At 66.9% G+C, this 18,528-nt stretch carries 17 protein-coding genes; 10 read left to right on the top strand and 7 right to left on the bottom strand.

The annotated features are described in order from the left end of the window. The first annotated feature begins 123 nt into the window (after window positions 1–123). The 6 genes from DOM66_RS01735 to DOM66_RS01710 all read left to right on the top strand — a co-directional run bounded on the left by DOM66_RS01735 (window position 124) and on the right by DOM66_RS01710 (window position 5,896). On the top strand, window positions 124–1,251 hold the full coding sequence (locus DOM66_RS01735; protein ID WP_232825189.1) for a branched-chain amino acid ABC transporter substrate-binding protein: 1,128 nt from the start codon (window positions 124–126) through the stop codon (window positions 1,249–1,251). A 100-nt stretch (window positions 1,252–1,351) separates the two neighbouring features. Then, window positions 1,352–2,266 carry a branched-chain amino acid ABC transporter permease gene (locus tag DOM66_RS01730; RefSeq protein ID WP_035471257.1) on the top strand — a complete coding sequence of 305 codons (915 nt, stop codon included), beginning with the start codon at window positions 1,352–1,354 and terminating at the stop codon, window positions 2,264–2,266. A 1-nt stretch (window position 2,267) separates the two neighbouring features. Beyond that, a complete protein-coding gene (locus tag DOM66_RS01725; RefSeq protein ID WP_110675270.1) occupies window positions 2,268–3,257 on the top strand; it encodes a branched-chain amino acid ABC transporter permease in 990 nt (329 codons plus the stop codon). 10 nt (window positions 3,258–3,267) lie between these two features. Next, the gene (locus DOM66_RS01720) at window positions 3,268–4,044 is read left to right on the top strand and encodes an ABC transporter ATP-binding protein (RefSeq protein ID WP_110675269.1); all 777 of its coding nucleotides are present in this window, start codon (window positions 3,268–3,270) and stop codon (window positions 4,042–4,044) included. After that, window positions 4,041–4,826 carry an ABC transporter ATP-binding protein gene (locus DOM66_RS01715; RefSeq protein ID WP_110675268.1) on the top strand — a complete coding sequence of 262 codons (786 nt, stop codon included), beginning with the start codon at window positions 4,041–4,043 and terminating at the stop codon, window positions 4,824–4,826. The genes DOM66_RS01720 and DOM66_RS01715 overlap by 4 nt, the downstream gene beginning before the upstream one ends. 35 nt (window positions 4,827–4,861) lie before the next feature. Further along, window positions 4,862–5,896, top strand: coding sequence for a trans-3-hydroxy-L-proline dehydratase (locus tag DOM66_RS01710; RefSeq protein WP_110689067.1), 1,035 nt, complete (start codon window positions 4,862–4,864; stop codon window positions 5,894–5,896). Between the two features lie 66 nt (window positions 5,897–5,962). On the opposite strand, the gene DOM66_RS01705 is transcribed toward DOM66_RS01710, so the two are convergent. The 7 genes from DOM66_RS01705 to DOM66_RS01675 form a co-directional block, all read right to left on the bottom strand. Further along, complete coding sequence (locus DOM66_RS01705; protein WP_110689066.1) at window positions 5,963–8,032, bottom strand: FUSC family protein; 2,070 nt, start codon at window positions 8,030–8,032, stop codon at window positions 5,963–5,965. A gap of 4 nt (window positions 8,033–8,036) precedes the next feature. Continuing rightward, complete coding sequence (locus tag DOM66_RS01700; protein WP_110675265.1) at window positions 8,037–9,062, bottom strand: efflux RND transporter periplasmic adaptor subunit; 1,026 nt, start codon at window positions 9,060–9,062, stop codon at window positions 8,037–8,039. Then, window positions 9,062–9,280 (bottom strand): DUF1656 domain-containing protein, encoded by a 219-nt coding sequence (locus DOM66_RS01695; protein WP_110675264.1) that lies wholly within the window; start codon window positions 9,278–9,280, stop codon window positions 9,062–9,064. Before DOM66_RS01695 ends, DOM66_RS01700 begins: the two co-directional genes overlap by 1 nt. A 195-nt stretch (window positions 9,281–9,475) precedes the next feature. Then, window positions 9,476–11,059 carry a GGDEF domain-containing protein gene (locus DOM66_RS01690; protein ID WP_110675263.1) on the bottom strand — a complete coding sequence of 528 codons (1,584 nt, stop codon included), beginning with the start codon at window positions 11,057–11,059 and terminating at the stop codon, window positions 9,476–9,478. Further along, window positions 11,029–11,604 carry a molybdopterin-dependent oxidoreductase gene (locus DOM66_RS01685; protein WP_198651762.1) on the bottom strand — a complete coding sequence of 192 codons (576 nt, stop codon included), beginning with the start codon at window positions 11,602–11,604 and terminating at the stop codon, window positions 11,029–11,031. The genes DOM66_RS01690 and DOM66_RS01685 overlap by 31 nt, the downstream gene beginning before the upstream one ends. 38 nt (window positions 11,605–11,642) lie before the next feature. Further along, on the bottom strand, window positions 11,643–12,107 hold the full coding sequence (locus DOM66_RS01680) for a GNAT family N-acetyltransferase (RefSeq protein WP_110689065.1): 465 nt from the start codon (window positions 12,105–12,107) through the stop codon (window positions 11,643–11,645). Window positions 12,108–12,245: 138 nt separating this feature from the next. After that, window positions 12,246–13,115, bottom strand: a complete 870-nt coding sequence (locus DOM66_RS01675; RefSeq protein ID WP_110675261.1) for a DMT family transporter — start codon at window positions 13,113–13,115, stop codon at window positions 12,246–12,248. Between the two features lie 356 nt (window positions 13,116–13,471). On the opposite strand from DOM66_RS01675, the gene DOM66_RS19425 reads away from it, so the two are divergent. The 4 genes from DOM66_RS19425 to DOM66_RS01660 all read left to right on the top strand — a co-directional run bounded on the left by DOM66_RS19425 (window position 13,472) and on the right by DOM66_RS01660 (window position 18,514). After that, on the top strand, window positions 13,472–13,642 hold the full coding sequence (locus DOM66_RS19425; RefSeq protein WP_157958818.1) for a hypothetical protein: 171 nt from the start codon (window positions 13,472–13,474) through the stop codon (window positions 13,640–13,642). Beyond that, window positions 13,626–14,156, top strand: a complete 531-nt coding sequence (locus DOM66_RS01670) for a DUF192 domain-containing protein (RefSeq protein WP_232825188.1) — start codon at window positions 13,626–13,628, stop codon at window positions 14,154–14,156. Before DOM66_RS19425 ends, DOM66_RS01670 begins: the two co-directional genes overlap by 17 nt. A 476-nt stretch (window positions 14,157–14,632) precedes the next feature. Continuing rightward, window positions 14,633–15,607 (top strand): TAXI family TRAP transporter solute-binding subunit, encoded by a 975-nt coding sequence (locus DOM66_RS01665; RefSeq protein WP_110689159.1) that lies wholly within the window; start codon window positions 14,633–14,635, stop codon window positions 15,605–15,607. A gap of 315 nt (window positions 15,608–15,922) precedes the next feature. Then, the gene (locus DOM66_RS01660; protein ID WP_110675259.1) at window positions 15,923–18,514 is read left to right on the top strand and encodes a TRAP transporter permease; all 2,592 of its coding nucleotides are present in this window, start codon (window positions 15,923–15,925) and stop codon (window positions 18,512–18,514) included. The last annotated feature ends 14 nt before the right edge of the window (window positions 18,515–18,528 follow it).

The following is an 18,528-nucleotide window of genomic DNA, read 5'->3' as shown; positions in this document are numbered from 1 at the left end:
GATCGGTGGATGGCCGGATCGCTCTGGCCGCGCGGGTGCCCACCGTCATGCACGAGTGGCCTCCTGATCAGCGTCGTACCAACAACCATAAAGCGCAAAGCGTCGAAGGGAGTAGTGGCAATCATGACCATGAGAACAATCCTCAAGCTCATCGCCTCCACGGCGGCCCTCCATCTGGCCGCGAGCGGCCCGGTACTGGCCCAGGACGAACCGATCACCATCGGTGTCCAGGCGCCCACCACCGGCTCCGAAGCGACCTACGGCAAGGACATGCTCAACGCCATCGGCCTGGCCGCCGACGAGATCAACGCCAAGGGCGGCCTGCTCGGCGGACGTCAGATCACCCTGGTCAGCGGCGATACCGCCTGTGACCCGCAGCAGTCGGTCAACGCGGCCAGCCGGCTGGCCTCGCAGGAGGTGGTCGGCGTGGTCGGCGGTTATTGCTCCGGCGCCACCCAACCGACGCTGAAGATCTATGGTGACGCCAATATTCCGTTCGTGATCGTCGCCGCCAACTCCACCCAGCTGATCCCGGCCAACCCCGGCAACGCCTTCATGATCAATTCGACCGGGGCCGACCAGGCCAAGACCGCGGTCGACTTCTTCGCGGGCAAGGGCATCGACAAGCTGGCGATCGTCAACCAGGGCGATGCCTACTCCCAGGATCTGGCCAACCTGACCCGCGACGCCTGGAAGGCGGCCGGCCACGAGGTGTCGGCCTTCGAGTACGTCAACAAGGGTGAGCAGGACTTCTCGGCGTTGGTCAACAAGATCCGCGGCTCCGGCGCCCAGGCGGTGTTCTGGACCGCCTACTACGCCGATGGCGGCCTGCTGATCCGGCAGCTGCGTCAGCGCGGCTTCCAGGGCACCATCGCGGTGGGCGACGGCTCCAACTCGCCCAAGCTGTTCGATATCGCCGGACGGGCCGCGGAGGGCGTCTACGCCTTCTCCAACCCCACCGCCGACTTCCTGCCGGCGGCCAAGCAGTTCATCAGCGACTATCAGGCCAAGTTCGACACCGCGCCCGGCCCCTACGCACCGCTGGCCTATGACGGCATGCAGCTGATGGCCTGGGCCATCGACAAGGCGGGTTCGACCGACGCCGACGCCATCATCAAGGCGCTGGGCAGCGCCGACGGCAAGGAGTGGCTGGCCGGTCCGATCAGCTTCACCCCGCAGCACACCCTGGCACGCAGCAACTTCGTGGTGCTCGAGGGGCAGGACGGCAAGTGGACCCGCTACCAGCCCTGATCCACGGCCGACCGTGGTGACCCGCCCGCCGCCCGCGTAAAGCGCTGCGGGCGGCGCTGCCACGGTTGCCTCCTCCTTCGCTGCCCAGGGACGCATGCCCATGACCTGGTACGACTCTCTGCTCCAGCAGCTCGCCGACGGGCTGGTGCTGGGCTCTTTCTATGCGCTGGTGGCACTCGGTTACACCATGGTGTTCGGGGTCATCAAGCTGCTCAACTTCGCCCATGGCGATCTCTACATGACCGGTGCCTTCGCCGGCTTCGGCGGTCTGTCACTGGTCTCCGGGGTGCTCGGCGCCGGCTGGCTGGGCATCTTCGTGGCCATGCTGCTGGCGATGCTGGCGGTGGGCTGCCTGGGGGTGGTGATCGAGCGTATCGCCTACCACCCGATGCTGGCGGCGCCGCGGCTGTCGATCCTGATCACCGCGCTGGCGGTGTCGCTGGTGCTGCAGAACGCGGCGCTGTCGCTGACCGGCGGCCAGTACACCGCCTTTCGCACCGACCTCGGCTTCGGCGGGCTCAGCCTCGGCAATCTGTTCATCTCCTATAACCAGATCGTGCTGGTGGCCACGGCGGCGGTATTGATGATCGCGCTGGAGCTGTTCGTGTCGAAGACGCTCTACGGCCGCGCCATGCGTGCGGTGGCGATCGACAAGGACATGTGCCGCATGCTCGGCATCAACGTCTCGGCGGTGATCGCGATCACTTTCTTCATCGGCTCGGGGCTGGCCGCCGCCGCCGGCACCATGGCCGGCGCCTACTACGGCAGCATCTGGTACTTCATGGGCTTCCTGATCGGGCTGAAGGCGTTCACCGCGGCGGTGATCGGCGGCATCGGGAGTATCACCGGGGCCATGCTCGGCGGCCTGATCCTGGGGCTGCTGGAGTCGTTCGGCACCCATATCCCGTTCATCGGCAGCGAATGGAAGGATGTCTTCACCTTCGCGATCCTGATCCTGGTGCTGGTGTTCAAGCCCACGGGGCTGCTCGGCAAATCCGAAGTGGAGAGGATGTGACATGGCCAATCCGACCCCCGTGGCGCCGGAAGGGCGCCCCCGTGGCAACCTGGCCCAGCGCCTGTATGCCGCCTTCGACTCCCCCGGCCGGCGGCGCGCGCTGCACCTGGTGCTGCTCGCCATCCTGATCGTCACGCCGTGGCTATCGAGTCAGTACGTCACCGTGATCCTGACCAACGCACTGCTCTACGTGGTGCTGTGTCTGGGGCTCAACGTGGTGGTGGGCTATGCCGGGCTGCTCGATCTCGGCTATGCCGCCTTCTTTGCCGTGGGCGCCTATACCATCGGCATCCTGACCCAGCAGTTCGGCTTCAACTTCTGGGCCGCGATCCCGTTCGCGCTGCTGGCGGCGGCGCTGGCCGGGGTGATCATCGGCGGGCCGACGCTGCGCCTGCGCAGCGACTACCTGGCCATCGTCACCCTGGGCTTCGGCGAGATCGTGCGCTTCACCGCGCGCAATCTGGAGATCACCGGTGGCGCCAGCGGGCTGTCGCACATCCCCGAGCCGTCGCTGTTCGGCTGGTACATCGATAGCTCGATCGACTTCTACTACGTCTTCGCGGCGCTGGCGGTGCTCGCCTACATCGCCAGCCAGCGGCTGTTCGACTCGCGCCTGGGGCGCGCCTGGCTCTACGTGCGCCACGACGAGGATGCCGCCGAGGCGATGGGCATCAACCGTGTCGCGGTCAAGCTGGCGGCCTATGTGATCGGCGCGATCTTCGGCGCCGTCGGCGGCATCTTCTTCTCGGTCAATCTGGGCGCGATTTCGCCGGAGAGCTTCAGTTTCCAGCAGTCGGTGCTGATCCTGATGGCGGTGGTGCTGGGCGGCATGGGCAAGATCCCCGGGGTGATCCTGGGCGCCTTCATCGTGGTGCTGGGGCCGGAGCTGCTGCGCGAGTTCGACACCCTGCGGCTGCTGATCTTCGCCGTGCTGCTGCTGCTGATCATGCTGTTCCGGCCCAGTGGTATCTGGCCCGAGAAACGCTCCTGAGGAGGTGCCGATGCTACTGCAACTCAACCAGGTCTCGCTGAGCTTCGCCGGCAACAGCGTGCTCGACGAGGTCGCCTTCGGGGTCGCCGCGGGGCGCATCCAGAGCCTGATCGGCCCCAACGGCGCCGGCAAGACCTCCCTGTTCAATGTCATCACTGGCTTCTATCGGCCCCAGCGTGGCGAGATCACCTTCGACGGCGAGCGCCTGGTCAAGCGCAAGCCGCACAGCGTGACCCGCCTGGGCATCGCGCGCACCTTCCAGAACGTGCGTCTGTTTCGTGAGATGTCGGTGCTCGAGAACGTGATGGCCGGCCAGCACTGCCGCTCCCGCGCCGGGGCGCTGGCGGCGGTGCTCCGGCTGCCCAGCCAGCGCGCCGAGGAGCGGCGGATTCGCGAGACCAGCCTCGAGTGTCTCGACTTCGTCGGCCTCGCCGACAGTCAGGAGCGGCTGGCGACCAACCTCGCCTATGGCCACCAGCGCCGGGTGGAGATCGCCCGTGCGCTGGCCACCGAGCCCAAGCTTTTGCTGCTCGACGAGCCGGCGGCGGGACTCAACGGCAGCGAGAAGGAGGCGCTGGTCGAGCTGATCCGGCGCATTCGCGACGAGCGTGGCATCGCGGTACTGCTGATCGAGCATGACATGAGCCTGGTGATGAGCGTCTCCGAACACATCAGTGTGCTCGACCACGGCAGCCTGATCACCGAAGGCACGCCCCAGGCGGTGGCCAACGACCCTAGAGTGATCGAGGCCTACCTGGGTCAGGACGACGAGGAGTTGGCGCTATGACACAGACGGCGACGAGAGACGACGACGTGGCGGCGGGCCCGCGGGCGTCCGCGGAACGCCAGGGCGACGTGCGTCTGAGTCTACAGGGGGTGGATGCGTTCTATGGTCAGATCCAGGCGCTGCGCGGCGTCTCGCTGGAGGTTCGCCAGGGCGAGATCGTGACCCTGCTGGGCAGTAACGGCGCGGGCAAGTCGACCACGCTGAAGACCATCTCCGGGCTGGTGCGGGCGCGCCAGGGCGATGTCTGCCTCGAGGGCGAGTCGATCGCCAGGCTGCCGGCGCATCAGATCGCCCGACGCGGGGTGGTGCATGTGCCCGAAGGCCGGCGCGTGCTGCGCGGGCTGACGGTGAAGGAGAATCTCGAGCTGGGCGCCTTCACCCTCAAGGACAATGCGCTGCGCCGGCAGCGGCTGGAGGAGGTGTATGCGCTCTTCCCGATCCTCCATGAACGGCGGCATCAGGATGGCTCGCTGCTCTCCGGGGGGCAGCAGCAGATGCTGGCGATGGGGCGGGCGCTGATGCACGGCCCCAATGTGATGCTGCTCGACGAGCCGTCGATGGGGCTGGCGCCCAAGCTGGTGACCGAGATCATGCGCATCATCAAACGCCTCAACGAGGCCGGTACCACCATCCTGCTGGTCGAGCAGAACGCGCGTCTGGCGCTGCGCCTGGCGCACTACGCCTATGTGATCGAGAACGGCGAGATCCGCATGCAGGGCGATGCCGCGGCGATGCGCGAAGACGCCTCGGTGGTCAAGGCTTACCTCGGCCTGGGCGACTGATCCCGTGGCGCAGACGGACCTGACGGAGTGACACGATGCAGAGCAGACGTGTGATCCACAGCGTCAGCTGCCACGCCGAGGGCGAGGTGGGTGATGTCATCGTCGGCGGCGTGGCGCCGCCCCCGGGGGAGACCCTGTGGGCGCAGTCGCGCTGGATCGCTGCCGACGCCACGCTGCGCGACTTCATGCTCAACGAACCCCGCGGCGGGGTGTTTCGCCACGTCAATCTGCTGGTACCGGCCAAGGACCCGCGCGCGCAGATGGGCTTCATCATCATGGAGCCGGAGGATACGCCGCCGATGTCCGGCTCCAACAGCCTGTGCGTCGCCACGGTGGTGCTGGAGACAGGCATCCTGCCGATGCAGGAGCCCTACACCCACCTGGTGCTCGAGGCGCCGGGCGGGCTGATCGAGGTCACCGCGCGCTGTGCCCAGGGGCAGGTGGAGGAGGTCAAGGTGCGCAATCTGCCGGCCTTCGTCGCCCGCCGCGACCTCGCTCTGGAGGTCGCCGGGCTGGGTACCCTGCGGGTGGATACCGCCTTCGGTGGTGACAGCTTCGTGATCGTCGACGCCGAGGATCTGGGCTTCCAGGTGACCCCGGACGAAGCCCCCGAGCTGGTCGATGTCGGCATGCGCATCACCCGGGCGGTGAACGAGCAGGTCGGTTTCTTCCATCCCCTCAATCCGGAGTGGCGCCACGTCTCGTTCTGCCAGATCGCGGCGCCGCTGGTGCGCGAGCAGGGTGCCTGGGTGGGACGCAACACGGTGGCGATCCAGCCGGGCAAGCTCGACCGTTCGCCCACCGGTACCGGCTGTTCGGCGCGCATGGCGCTGCTCCACGCCCAGGGCCGGCTGGCGCCCGGGGAGCGTTTCATCGGCGAGTCGATTCTGGGCTCGCGCTTCCACTGCCGTATCGAGGCGACCACCGACATGGGTGGGCAGCCGGCGATCGTGCCCTCGATCAGCGGGCGCGCCTTCATCACCGGCACCCATCAGCACACCCTCGATCCCCGCGACCCGTGGCCGGCCGGCTATCGGATCGCCGATACCTGGCCGCGGCGCCTCTCCTGAGCTTGCGCCAGTGCGCGGTTCCCCGCCCGGGGCGTCGTCTGAAGACTCGACGCGCGCACTCCTTTTTCAGGCGCTGCCCGGCTGACGGCGATCGGCGTCGGCGGCCTTGATATGCGGGCGCTCGACCATGATCCTGGCCAGGCGCTCCAGCGCCAGTTCGAGGCGTTCGATCAGCCCCTCCAGCAGCACGCGGCGATCCGCGGGGACGTCGCCGTGCTCGGCGATCATCGCATCCAGGCGCTGGCCGGCCTCATGCACGCCCTGCGGCGGGCGGCCGTTGGCGGCCTCCTCGAAGCCGCTCGCCAGGGCCCTCAGCAGCTGCTGGTGAGCGCGCCGGATCAGCGGATGCGGCGCCTCATCTAGGCGGTCGCGCAGGCGCAGGGTGGCGCTGCCGATATCCAGGCCGGTGAGGCCGAGGATGAACAGGTGGCGCTGGTCCTCCGGCAGCATGTCGTCGTGCTGCGCCAGCTGCAGCATGCGATCCGCCATGTGGCCGCTGAAACGGGTCTCGGCATCGCGGATCGAGCGTCGCCGCAGCTGGTGGATATCCTGGGAGATGGCCTTGATCAGGCGGCGGCGGCGCAGCCGTGTGCCCAGACCCGGCAGCAGACGGAATCCCATCACCACGCAGCTCAGACCGAGGATCACCGCCAGCGCGCGGTTGGCGAAGCTGTCGAAGGAGAAGTTCATGTTGTTGCCGGGCATGGTCAACAGGATGTTGAAGATGGTGAAGGCGAGGCAGTAACCCATGATCTTGGGGTTGGTTGCGCCCATCAGCCCGAGGAACAGCGGCGTACCAAAGAGCATCGCCAGCATCGGGAAGCCGTGAGCCTGCGACAGCAGCACATGGCCGAACAGGAAGGCGCTGGGGATCGCCGCGAGCATGCCCTTGTAGAACATCAGGGTGATCGTTACCGGATTGTCGCGGCTGGCGAAGAACGCCGAGAACAGCGTGCCCAGCAGCATCGCCACCAGGGCACTGTTCCAGGCGGTGAGGATCCAGAATGCGGCCAGGATGGTGAACACCAGCCCGGCACGCACGGCGTTGATGCCGGCCGCCAGATGGTCGCGGTGCCACGCCAGCGGCGCCGAGCGCAAACGGTGGCGGCCCGGGTCGGCGATCGCCTCGCGCGCGTCCAGCATCACCATGGCGTGGCCGATCGCTTCGCGGATGCCCAGGCGCACGCGGCGGTCGAGCGGCGCCAGGCCGGACTCGTTGCTCTCGTGGACCAGCCGGCGCAGCGCGCGCAGCTCTTGCCGCGCCTGGGGCACACCCTTGCCGTGCTCCGCCTCGCGGAAACCGTCGGAGACCCGGCGCGCGATATCGACGCTGCCCGGGTCGAGCTTGTCGGCGTGGTCGTGCAGCAGCTGGTGCAGTGCGTGCAGCGTGGCCATGAAGCGCAGCGTGCGGCGTGTCAGCACATGGGTGGCGCGCATGCGCCCGGGGCCTTCGGGGCCTTCGAAGCGGGCCGCCTGGCTGTCGGTCTCGAGCATGATGAGCGGCCCCAGGCTGCCGCGCAGGGCCTGCTGCATGGCGGGGATGTCGTCACTCGCCGCCAGGCGTAGGGCGGCGTGTTCGAAGGCCTGGTTGATGACGCTGTCGGCCTGGGTGGCGAGGTGCTCGCCGACCCTCGAGGGCCACAGCAGCGAGCTCACCAGGGTGGCGCATACCGCGCCCAGGCCCAGCTCCGAAAGCCGCGCCACGGCGATGTCGAAAATCCCGCCGGGGGAGCTGCCGTTGGAGATCACCACGATCAGCATCGCGGTGACCGCGCCCATGATGCAGCCATAGGTGTAGTTGTTGCGCCATAGCGAGCCGACATAGGTGCACAGCATGATCCACAGCGTCAGCGCGGTCAGCGCCGGTATCCGCGCCTGGGCGAACAGCGCCATGATCCCGATCCCGACCAGGGCGCCGATCAGGGTACCGCCGATCTGGCAGATCCCCTTTTCGATCACCATGCCGCTCATCGGCCGGATCTGCAGAAACGCCGCCGAGATCAGCGCCCAGTAGGGGCGATCGAGGTTGAACCAGAGCGCCAGATAGAGCGCGATCATCATCGCCAGGGTGGTCTTGATCGCGAACTTGACCGCCGTGGCATCCGGCATCAGGTAGTGCTTGAGCAGCGTCGGCATGGGGTCAGTGCACGTCGTCGGTGGCGCGCTCGGTGGGGATCGCGTCGGGTAGCTGCGACTGCGACTGCGACTGCGACTGCGGCGTGGGGCGGCGATCCACGCCGCTGCCGGCCGGGGTTGCGGTACTGGCGGGCTTGGCCGGTGCCTGCCCGGCGTCGTTGCGCTCGGCATCGGCATCATGCTGGATGCGGATCGTCGCGGTCATGCCGGCGCTCAGCAGGGTCTGGTCGGGCATCTTGTCGAAGGTCACCAGTACCGGGATCCGCTGGGCCAGACGCACCCAGTTGAAGGTGGGCTGGACCTGCGGCAGCAGTTGACTATTGAGATTGGTGTTGCTGTCGGCGATGCCGCGCCCGATGCCGGCGACATGGCCGTGCAGATGGGTGTCCCCGTTCATCAGGATGATGTCCGCCGGATCGCCGATGGCGATCGATGACAGCTTGGTCTCCTCGAAGTACCCCATCACGTAGTAGGAGCGCGCCTGCACCAGCGCCATCACCGGGGTGCCGCGGGTGACGTAGTTGCCCGCCGCCAGCTGCAGGTTGAGCACGTGGCCGCTCACCGGCGCCACCACCTGGGTGCGCTGAAGATCGAGCTTGGCGCTGTCGAGGGTGGCCTGGGCCTGTGCCAGATTGGCCTGGGCGATGCGCGTGTTGATCTGCGCGATCTGGCGATCCTCGGCGCTGATCGAACGATTGCTGAGCTGGTTGCGGCGACGCTCCTCGGCGCGCTTCAGGTCGAGCGTGGCCTGATTGTTGGCGACGCTGGCCTCGGCCTTGTCGAGGGCGGCCTGATAGCGTGAGGGGTCGATCTCGAACAGGGTATCGCCCTGGGAGACGTAGCCGGTGTCGCTGACATTGAGCGAGCGCACCCAGCCGGAGACGTCCGGGGCGATGGTGATCACTTCGGCGCGCACGCGGGCATCCCGGGTCCAGGGCGTGAACAGATAGTAGTTCCACAACCAGACACCGGCAGCGATGGCGATGGCGACGATGATCAGGGTCAAGAGGATACGTAGCGAGTTGCGCATCAAGAGCTCTCGAGCAGGACGGTAAACAGAAAGGTGATCGCGGCGGTGAATATCACGAACAGCGAGACGTCGAACCAGGCTTCGTACCACAGCGCGCGGTGTCCCACGAGCCAGTGCAGCAGGGTGCGCGTGACCAGGGTCGCGATGAGACCCAGCACGGCATAGATCAGTAGGGGGCTGAGATAGATGCCACCTAGCGCAATTTCCTGAAGACCCATGGCACTCCTTAGCCCGTCCGTCGAAGCGGCGATAATGTTAGCATGCTTAATAAATCGCCGACAGGCGCCATGACAGGCCGCGCGTGGCGCCTCTCTGCGCTGGCGTCTCTTCGAAGGTGTCGCTGTGGTAGCGTCACTGCGCGTGTCGATCCCCGGCGAGAAGAGAGAGTTTAGACCGAAATCGGCGCGTCCGTCTCAGCCCTCGCTCTGGACCACGCGATCGCGGCCGCTGTGCTTGGCCTGATACAGATGACGATCGGCACGGCGCATCATCTGCTTGAGCGACTCCCGCGGGCGACGCTCGGCCGCACCGATGCTGAGGGTGAGCGCCAGGACCGGCCCTGACGCCAGCGCCAGCGGGGTCGTGGCCACCAACCGGCACAGGCGTTCGGCGACCGTCACCGCCTCGGCCAGCGGGGTCTCCGGCAGCACCACCGCGAACTCCTCGCCACCCACGCGTCCGACCAGAAGGGGATCGCGCACCGCGCTGCGCAGCTGGTTGGCGACGACGCGCAGCGCTTCATCGCCGACATCGTGGCCATGGGCGTCGTTGACCCGCTTGAAGTGGTCGATATCGATCAGCAGCACGCTCAGCGCCATGTCGCGGCGCCGGCGCAGGTGTTTCACGGTCGCCTTCAGCAGCGCACGGCGGTTGCTCAATCCGGTCAGGTCATCGGTATCGGCGCGCCGGGTCAGGCGCTCCTGCTGGCGCCGGCGCTGGGTGATGTCGAAACACCACACCAGCCAGGCTGGCTGTTCGCCCACCTGCAGCTGGCGCGCGTTGAGCAGCGCCCAGTAGGGCGCCTTGGGGCACAGCCTGGCCTCCATCTGATAGATCAGCTCGCCGCGTTCCAGCCGTGCGACGAAGCGCGCGTGCTCGGCGGGGTCCACGAACAGCGCCGCCAGGCTGAAGCGACTGGCGTGTTCGGCGCCGCTCTGGATGAGTAGGCTATCGCTGACATAGAACACCTGCTGCTGATCGGCGCCGATCAGAGTGACATCGCTGGGCGAGGAGTCGAGGATGGTCTGCAGCAGCGCCTCGCGGTCGCGCAGGGCCTGGGTCCGCTCCTGAATGCGGCGTTCCAGCGAGAGGTTGAGCTGGTGCAGATCGTTGGCCAGGCGGCGCGCACGTCGCTGGTCCAGGATGATCTTCAGCGCCAGCAGCGCACAGCCCGCGGCGAGCAGCAGCAGTGCCAGCGAGAGCCAGTGGAAGGTGCGTTGCAACGCCTGGCGCTGGCGGTCGGAGTGAGTGGCGACGGCGATATTGGCGGCCACGATCAGCGCATGCAGGTCCGGTTCTTCGTCGGAGAGGTCTGCGGCTATCGTGGCGGCCAACCGGCGTGAGGCTGCCACATCCTGCCAGCTCAGCTCACGATCCCAGCGCCGAGTCGTCTGGTCGAGATGGGCTAGAGTGGCCTGGATCTGCGGACGCTGCGCGTTCAGTTCCTCGAAGATTTGCGTCTTCAACAGCGGCAGCAGGGCGGTGCGCATCACCCCCAGGCGCAGCTTGAGCCGTATGGGGGGCTCGACACCGCTGGCCACGGCGTCGGCGGTCGCGGCCAGATTCATCACCTGGCGGCTGAGACTGTAGCTCTGCCACACCTCGTTGTAGCGGCCGGGCGAGGAGAACTCCTGGCCACGGTCGGCCACCGTGCGCAGCCCTGCCAGCGCGACCCCCATCATGATGCCGGCCAGCAGCATCAGCGCCAGCGCGTGCCAGTGGCGGCCGCCGTCCGGTACCGCCGCCTTCAGCGCAGCCGCAGTTCGTCGAGTTGCCATACGGTGCGGTTGTAGTAGGTACGGGTATAGAGCTCGGGATAGCTATCGTAGGGGTACATCACGATCAGCGGGCCGTAGGCGTCCACCGGGAGATAGTGGCCGTCACGCCGGTAGGCGACGATCGGGTCGTAGCGGGTGAGATCGCTCGCGGGAATGATCGCATCGTAGTCGTTGAGGGCGTAGGCGTGCAGGCTCTCCGGCAGGGGCAGATGATACTTGGCCAGCAGCGTGCGCAGGGAGACACCGTACCAGTGGGACGAGCCCAGGCCACTATCCGGAATCGGCCCGACCACCTCGCGGCCGGGCAGCGCTTCGAGATCGCCGAGCGTCAGTGCGGCGAGCGGCTTGCCGGCGGCGTCGGTCAGCCGCAGCAGCTGCATGTCGCGTGGATAGGGTGTGGCGTCGCGCGTAGCATCGGACGCGATATCGGGCGAATCCGCGAACGTCGGCAGGGCCGCGAAAGCCGCCAGCGCCAGCAGCAGCCAGGCGCACGGCAGTCGCCGGCGTGGCGCGCGGTAGGTCGAGCAAGCAGAGAGTATCGACATCTTGGGGTCGGCTCCTGGCTATCGGGTGGGCGCCTTGCTCAGGCGTTGGGATCGTCGACCAGCAGCCGCGAGAACCGGACGATCTCGGCGTTGCGGTTGGACCACCCCAGATGTGTCCAAAAACGGTGGGCATCGGCGTTGTCGGCCAGCGTATCCAGGTGCACCTTTTCTATGCCGGCCGCCAGTAGCGCCTGCAGGCAGCGCTCGGTCAGCCGGCGCCCCAGGCCCAGCCCGCGGCACTCTGGGTCGACCATGACGTGCTGCAGATAGCCGCGGCGGCCGTCGTGCCCTGACATGGCGCAGCCGACGATCCCCGCTCTGCCGGGCCAGCGGGCGACGAAGCTCATGCCCGGGTTGCGCGCCAGATAGCGCGCGGTGGCCTCACGGCCATCGGCCTGGCGCAGCACCACACCCGGGGTGCGCTGCATCATGGCGACGAAATCGGGGTGGTCGTCCAGGCTCATGGTGGCGATCGTCACGCCGGGGTCGACGGCTTGGGGCATGCGGGCTCCTCGATGATGAAAGGGGGCGGGCGGCGACACGCTCCGGGCGCCTGTCCCGCGACGCCGATTCTCGGGGCGTCGATCCCGGAACGGCTGCCGCGGAATCTCAGCGCTGGGTGAGGCTTGCGGTGGTCGGCGTCACGGCGTCCGGCGGGCGAGCGTCAGCCGCCGCAGGGGCAGATTGATCACGGCGAGACCCGCGATCACCAGCAGCCCGCCGAACACCTTGTGCACGCCCAGCGGATCGTCCAGCAACCACACCCCCAGCGCTACCGCGAATACCGGCATCAGCAGCGTCAACGGTACCACGCGGTTGACCGGATGCTTCTGCAACAGGTGATACCAGAGTCCGTAGGCGGCGATCGAGGACATCACTGCGGTGTAGACCACTGCGCCCCAGCCGGCCCAGCCGGCATGCTGAATGGCTTGCCACTGATCGGATTCGAACAGGGCGCTGCCGAGTGCCACCAGCGGCGTGGCAAACAGCGCGATCCAGCCGGTCAGGGTCAGTGGCGGAATCGGCGGGGCCAGCTTGATGATCAGTGTCGAGACCGCCCAGGCCAGCGCACTTGCCAGCAGCAGCGCGGTGGAGAGCGGCGGCGGCAGCGAGGGCCCGCCGGCCAGGACCACCACGCCGCCGAACGCCAGCACCAGGCCGGCGAGCCGTCGTGGCCCCAGCTTCTCCTTGAGGAAGAGCGCCGCCAGCAGGGTCGCGAAGGGCGTGCCCATCTGTACCAGCAGCGCCCCGGTGCCTGCCTCGGCGTGCTCGAGACCGACGAACAGCAGCGGGAAGTGGAGCCCGCCGAAGGTGACCGAGAGCAGCAGGACCCAGCGCAGCTGCGCGCGGGTGATACGCGTGAACGGTACCACCAGCGCGGCGACCAGCATGAAGCGTAGCATCATCACCAGCAGCGGCGGCATCTCCGCGACCCCGAGCTTGATCACGATGATGTTGAGTGCCCAGATGGCAATCACGCCCAGACCGATCGACAAATCCTTGAGGGGCACGCGCTGAGTTCCTTTGATATGGCTGGGCTAGGCTTTGCAAGAAAACTACCTGCGCTCGGCAATACGGCGTTAAAAATCGGCTAAAAATGCTCATTTACACCCCGTAAACTCCGCGTTTTCGCCGATTTTTGCCTTAGCTACGCGCCCCGGTCTGGCCGTCGCTCGCTGACTTTTCGTAAAACCCTAGTGGGCTCGTAGGCCCAGACTTTCAACGCCGCGGGCGTGGCCGTCAAGGGGCGTCCGGCGCACCGGGCCGGGTGAGGGCGGCGGAGGCGATGACGGGGGCTATGGCAAATCCGACCAACACGGTATCTTGAGCCCGGCGCTTGCCGCCGTCGACCATCGAGGATACGAAGATGTGGAAGGGAATCGCGATCTGTCTCTGCTTGCTGGTGGCTCAGCTGACCATGCTCTCCTGGATCGACCACCGCCTGGGCGGCAGTGAGTCTGCCCAGCGCCAGGTCACCAGCGTCCAGGCGCCGCCGCGTGCGCGCGAGGATGACGATGACGATGCCGCGCTCGGTTGAGGCCGCCCGGCGGCGCGCCGCGCCGGCGGGGCGTTGGCGGCCGGTGCAAGCGCTGCAGCTGTGCGCCACGCTGGCGCTGCTGACATGGGCTGGGCTGGCGGGCGCCGCGGAGCGGGGGCATCTGGGCCTGAGCGGGGCGGGCGGTGACTACACGTTGCGAATCGAAGTGGCGGCCACCGCCGATCAGCGGGCGCGGGGGCTGATGGCGCGCGACTCCCTGCCCGAGGATGCCGGCATGCTGTTCCTCTACCGTGCCGAGCAGCCCGGCAGCAGTGCCTACTGGATGTACCGCACGCGGATTCCGCTGGACATCGCCTTTCTCGGCGCGGATGGCACCATCCGCGCGCTGAGAACGATGCCGCCGTGCCGTGCCGAGATGCCCAGCCGCTGCCCGGCCTATGCGGCGGGTGTGGCGTTTCGTGCTGCGCTGGAGACCAACGCCGGCTACTTCGCGCAGCGGGGGCTCGGTGTCGGTGACCGGGTCGACCTCGGCCCCTGGCTCGCGGCGCCCTGACGTCATGCCGGTCGCGCATGCCCCATAGCGGTTGTGCTCGACCCGCAGCGCCCGTCGCGGCTGGCGGCAAAGAAATCCTCTTCTTCCGGCGTCTCTGGTGCTATTTCCTTGGCGCGCCCTGCGCAGACCCGGTGATAGAAGCGGCAGGTTGCGGGTTTTGCCAGCACGAAACTCTCTATAAGATGGCTCGCCGTCAGGATAAGCTATGTTACAGGCAGTGCTGTCGAGCCGGGTCCCCGTTCCGAGGGCCGAAACGGTCGTCGGCACATGCTCCAGACCGCTCTGCATGACGCGCTCCAGGCCGTCAGGCGAGGGCAGCGGGAGGCATAGCGAGCCCGCCACGCTCCACCAAGGGAGGGCGCGGCAGGCATGACGAACCGGGATAGAATCAGCACAAGCCCGGTCCACGTCACCGCTCGACGTCCGGGGTCGCCAGATCGGCCTCACACAATAAACGGGAAACTCGAGGTATGCGCATGAAACGCCACGCTTTGACTGCAGCCTTACTCTCTTCTGCCCTGATGGGTGCGGCCACGCTGTCCGCCCCTGCCATGGCGCAGGATACCCAGTACATCACCATCGGTACCGGCGGCCAGACCGGCGTCTACTATGTGGTCGGCCAGTCCGTCTGCCGGATGGTCAACCGCAGCGCCGAAGAGAGCGGCATCCGCTGCAACGCGCCCTCCACCGGCGGCTCGGTGGCCAACATCAACGGCATCAAGTCCGGTGAGCTGAACATGGGCGTCGCCCAGTCCGACGTGCAGTACAACGCCTACAACGGTGACGGTCAGTTCGACAAGCCGATGAAGGATCTGCGCTCGGTGTTCTCGCTGCACGGTGAACCGCTGACCATCCTGGCGCGCAAGGATGCCGACATCCACTCGATCCAGGATCTCAAGGGCAAGCGCGTCAACATCGGCAACCCGGGCTCCGGCCAGCGTGCCACCATGGAAGTCCTGATGAACGCCGAAGGCTGGGACACCAGCGTGTTCTCGCTGGCTTCCGAGCTGGGTGCCGCCGAGATGGCCTCGGCGCTGGCCGACAACAACATCGACGCCATGGCCTACGTGGTCGGTCACCCCAACGGTGCGATCCAGGAAGCGACCACTACCGTCGCCGCCAACCTGGTGCCGCTGGACGATGACGCGGTCAAGGGGTTGGTCGACAAGTACCCCTACTACAGCATGTCCACCATCCCCGGCGGGATGTACGAGGGCAATCCGGACGACGTCCAGACCTTCGGTGTGCGCGCGACCTTCGTGACCTCGGCCGAGGTGCCGGACGAAGTCGTCTACCAGACCGTGAAGGCGGTGTTCGACAACTTCGACCGCTTCAAGCGTCTGCACCCGGCGTTCGCCAACCTCAAGCCGGAAGACATGATCAGCGCCGGTCTCTCCGCGCCGCTGCATGACGGTGCCAAGCGATATTACCAAGAGCAGGGCTGGCTCTGAGGAAACACTGCACAAATGCCTGCGCGGGTGAATCGCTGCGTTGCGCGGTGCTCAGAATCCTCACATATACCCCATATGCTGCGGTTCTTGTGCTCCGGGCGCCTTGCGCTTCATCCCGCTCGCCGATTTGTTCAGCGTTTTCCTAAGCACGCGTGGGCGGGCGTCTCGCCGAGACGCCCGCCGCCGCGCCTTGGAAGGGGCCGGACGCTGATGTCCGGCCCCGACCGCGAAGCGTTGCCGCAAGCAGATGCTTCTTCCCTGCCGTGAGCGGGCCACTTCCTCGGCGCCTGCGTGTTTCCCTGTCAGGATCTCACCATGACCGATACCAAGACTTCCGGCCCCGATCAGGCCAAGCTGGATGAGCTGGCCGCTACCGACACCGGTGGCCGCAAGCTGACCGGCTTCCCCAACCGATTGCTACTTGGCGTTGCTGCAGCCTGGTCGCTGTTCCAGCTGTGGATCGCCTCGCCGCTGCCGTTCTTGTTCGGCTTCGGCGTATTCAGCGCCACCGAGGCGCGCTCGATCCATCTGGCGTTCGCCATATTCCTCGCCTTCATGGCCTATCCGGCGTTCAAGCGCTCGCCGCGCGAGCGCATGCCGTTGCCCGATTGGGCCATGGCCCTGGTGGGCGCGTTCTGCGCTTCCTATCTCTACTTCTTCTACGGCCAGCTGTCACAGCGCCCCGGTGCGCCGATCCTGCAGGATGTGATCGTCGGCGTGACCGGCATCCTACTGCTGCTCGAGGCGTGCCGCCGCTCGCTGGGGCCGCCGCTGACGATCATTGCCCTGATCTTTCTGATCTACTCGCTGGCCGGGCCCTACATGCCGGGCATCCTGGCCCATCGCGGGGTGAGCTTCTCGGGGCTGGTCAACCACCAGTGGCTGACCACCCAGGGTGTGTTCGGTATCGCCCTCGGCGTCTCGACCAGTTTCGTGTTCCTGTTCGTGCTGTTCGGCGCGCTGCTCGACAAGGCCGGTGCCGGCAACTACTTCATCAAGGTCGCGTTCTCGCTGCTGGGCCACTACCGTGGCGGCCCGGCCAAGGCGGCGGTGGTCTCCTCGGGGCTCACCGGACTGATCTCCGGCTCCTCCATCGCCAATACCGTGACCACCGGTACCTTCACCATCCCGATGATGAAGCGGGTCGGCTTCAGCGCCACCAAGGCCGGCGCGGTGGAAGTCTCTTCTTCGGTCAACGGCCAGATCATGCCGCCGGTGATGGGCGCTGCGGCCTTCCTGATGGTCGAGTACGTCGGCATCCCCTATATCGAGGTGATCAAACACGCCTTCCTGCCGGCGGTCATCTCCTATATCGCGCTGCTCTATATCGTTCACCTGGAGGCCCTCAAGGCGGGCATGCAGGGGCTGCCGAGCGGTAATCCGCCGCGTCCGCTGCTGACCAAGATCTTCGGTTTTCTGACCGGGCTGATCGGGGTGATGCTGCTGGCGGCGCTGGTCTACTACGGTATCGGCTGGCTCAAGCCGGCCCTCGGCGAGTCCGCCTCCTGGGTGATCGGCGCCGGGGTCATCGCGGTCTACGTGCTGCTGCTCAAGCTCGGCTCGAACTACCCCGAGCTGGAGGTCGACGATCCCAACCAGGAGATCACTCAGCTACCGCGCACGCGGCCGACGGTGCTCGTGGGTCTGCACTATCTGCTGCCGGTGATCGTGCTGGTGTGGTGCCTGATGGTGGAGCGTCTGTCGCCGGGGCTGTCGGCGTTCTGGGCCACCGCCTTCATGATCTTCATCATTCTCACCCAGCGGCCGATCGATGCGCTGTTCCGCGGGCGCAGCGACTTCGCCGACGATCTCAAGCGCGGCGGGCGCGACCTGTGGGAAGGCTTGGTCGACGGCGCGCGCAACATGATCGGGATCGGTATTGCCACCGCCACCGCCGGCATCATCGTCGGTGCGGTGGCGCAGACCGGGGTCGGCCTGGTGCTGGCGGATCTGGTCGAGACGCTGTCGATGGGCAATCTGCTGCTGATGCTGCTGCTCACCGGGGTGCTCAGCCTGATCCTCGGCATGGGACTGCCGACCACCGCCAACTATATCGTGGTATCGGCGCTACTGGCGCCGGTGATCGTGCAGCTGGGCGAGCAGAACGGCCTGATCGTGCCGCTGATCGCGGTGCACCTGTTCGTGTTCTACTTCGGCATCATGGCCGATGTCACGCCGCCGGTGGGGCTGGCCTCGTTCGCGGCGGCGGCGATCTCCGGCGCCGACCCGATCCGCACCGGCTTCCAGGCGTTCTACTACAGCCTGCGTACTGCCGCGCTGCCGTTTCTGTTCATCTTCAACACCGACCTGCTGCTGATCAATGTCGATCTGTGGCACGGTATCGTGATCTTTATCGTCGCCACCGCGGCGATGCTGATCTTCGCCGCCGCGACTCAGGGCTTCATGCTGGTCAAGAGCCGCTGGTACGAGAGTGCGCTGCTGCTGTTGGTGGCCTTCACCCTGTTCCGCCCCGGCTTCTGGATGGACATGGCCGATGCGCCCTACCGTGAGGTGCCGCCGGCCCAGTTCGAGCAGGCGTTGGGCGAGATCGGCCCGCGCGACCACCTGATGGTGCGGGTCGATGGGCTGGATGCCTACGGTGCGCCCACCAGCTTCGTGGTGCAGGTGCCGGCGACCGAGGGTGCCAGCGGCAGCGAACGTCTCGATAGCCTGGGGCTGCACCTGATGCAGGAAGATGGCAAGGTGCTGGTCGATACCACCGACTTCGGTAGCCAGGCGGAGAAGCTCGGCTTCGATTTCGATCAGCAGATCGTCTCGGTACGGGTGCCGCGCGATCAACTGCCCAAGGAGTTGATGTGGATACCCGGGCTGCTGCTGTTCGCGCTGATCGTGCTGCTGCAGCGACGCCGCCGCGGCTCCGGGAAAGCGCGCGAGTCGCTTGCCTGAGGACACGCTACGAC

This window comes from Salinicola endophyticus (assembly GCF_003206575.1).
Classification (GTDB): domain Bacteria; phylum Pseudomonadota; class Gammaproteobacteria; order Pseudomonadales; family Halomonadaceae; genus Salinicola; species Salinicola endophyticus.
The sequence above is the reverse complement of the archived record's forward strand: the minus strand, read 5'-3'. Positions and strand labels throughout refer to the sequence as shown.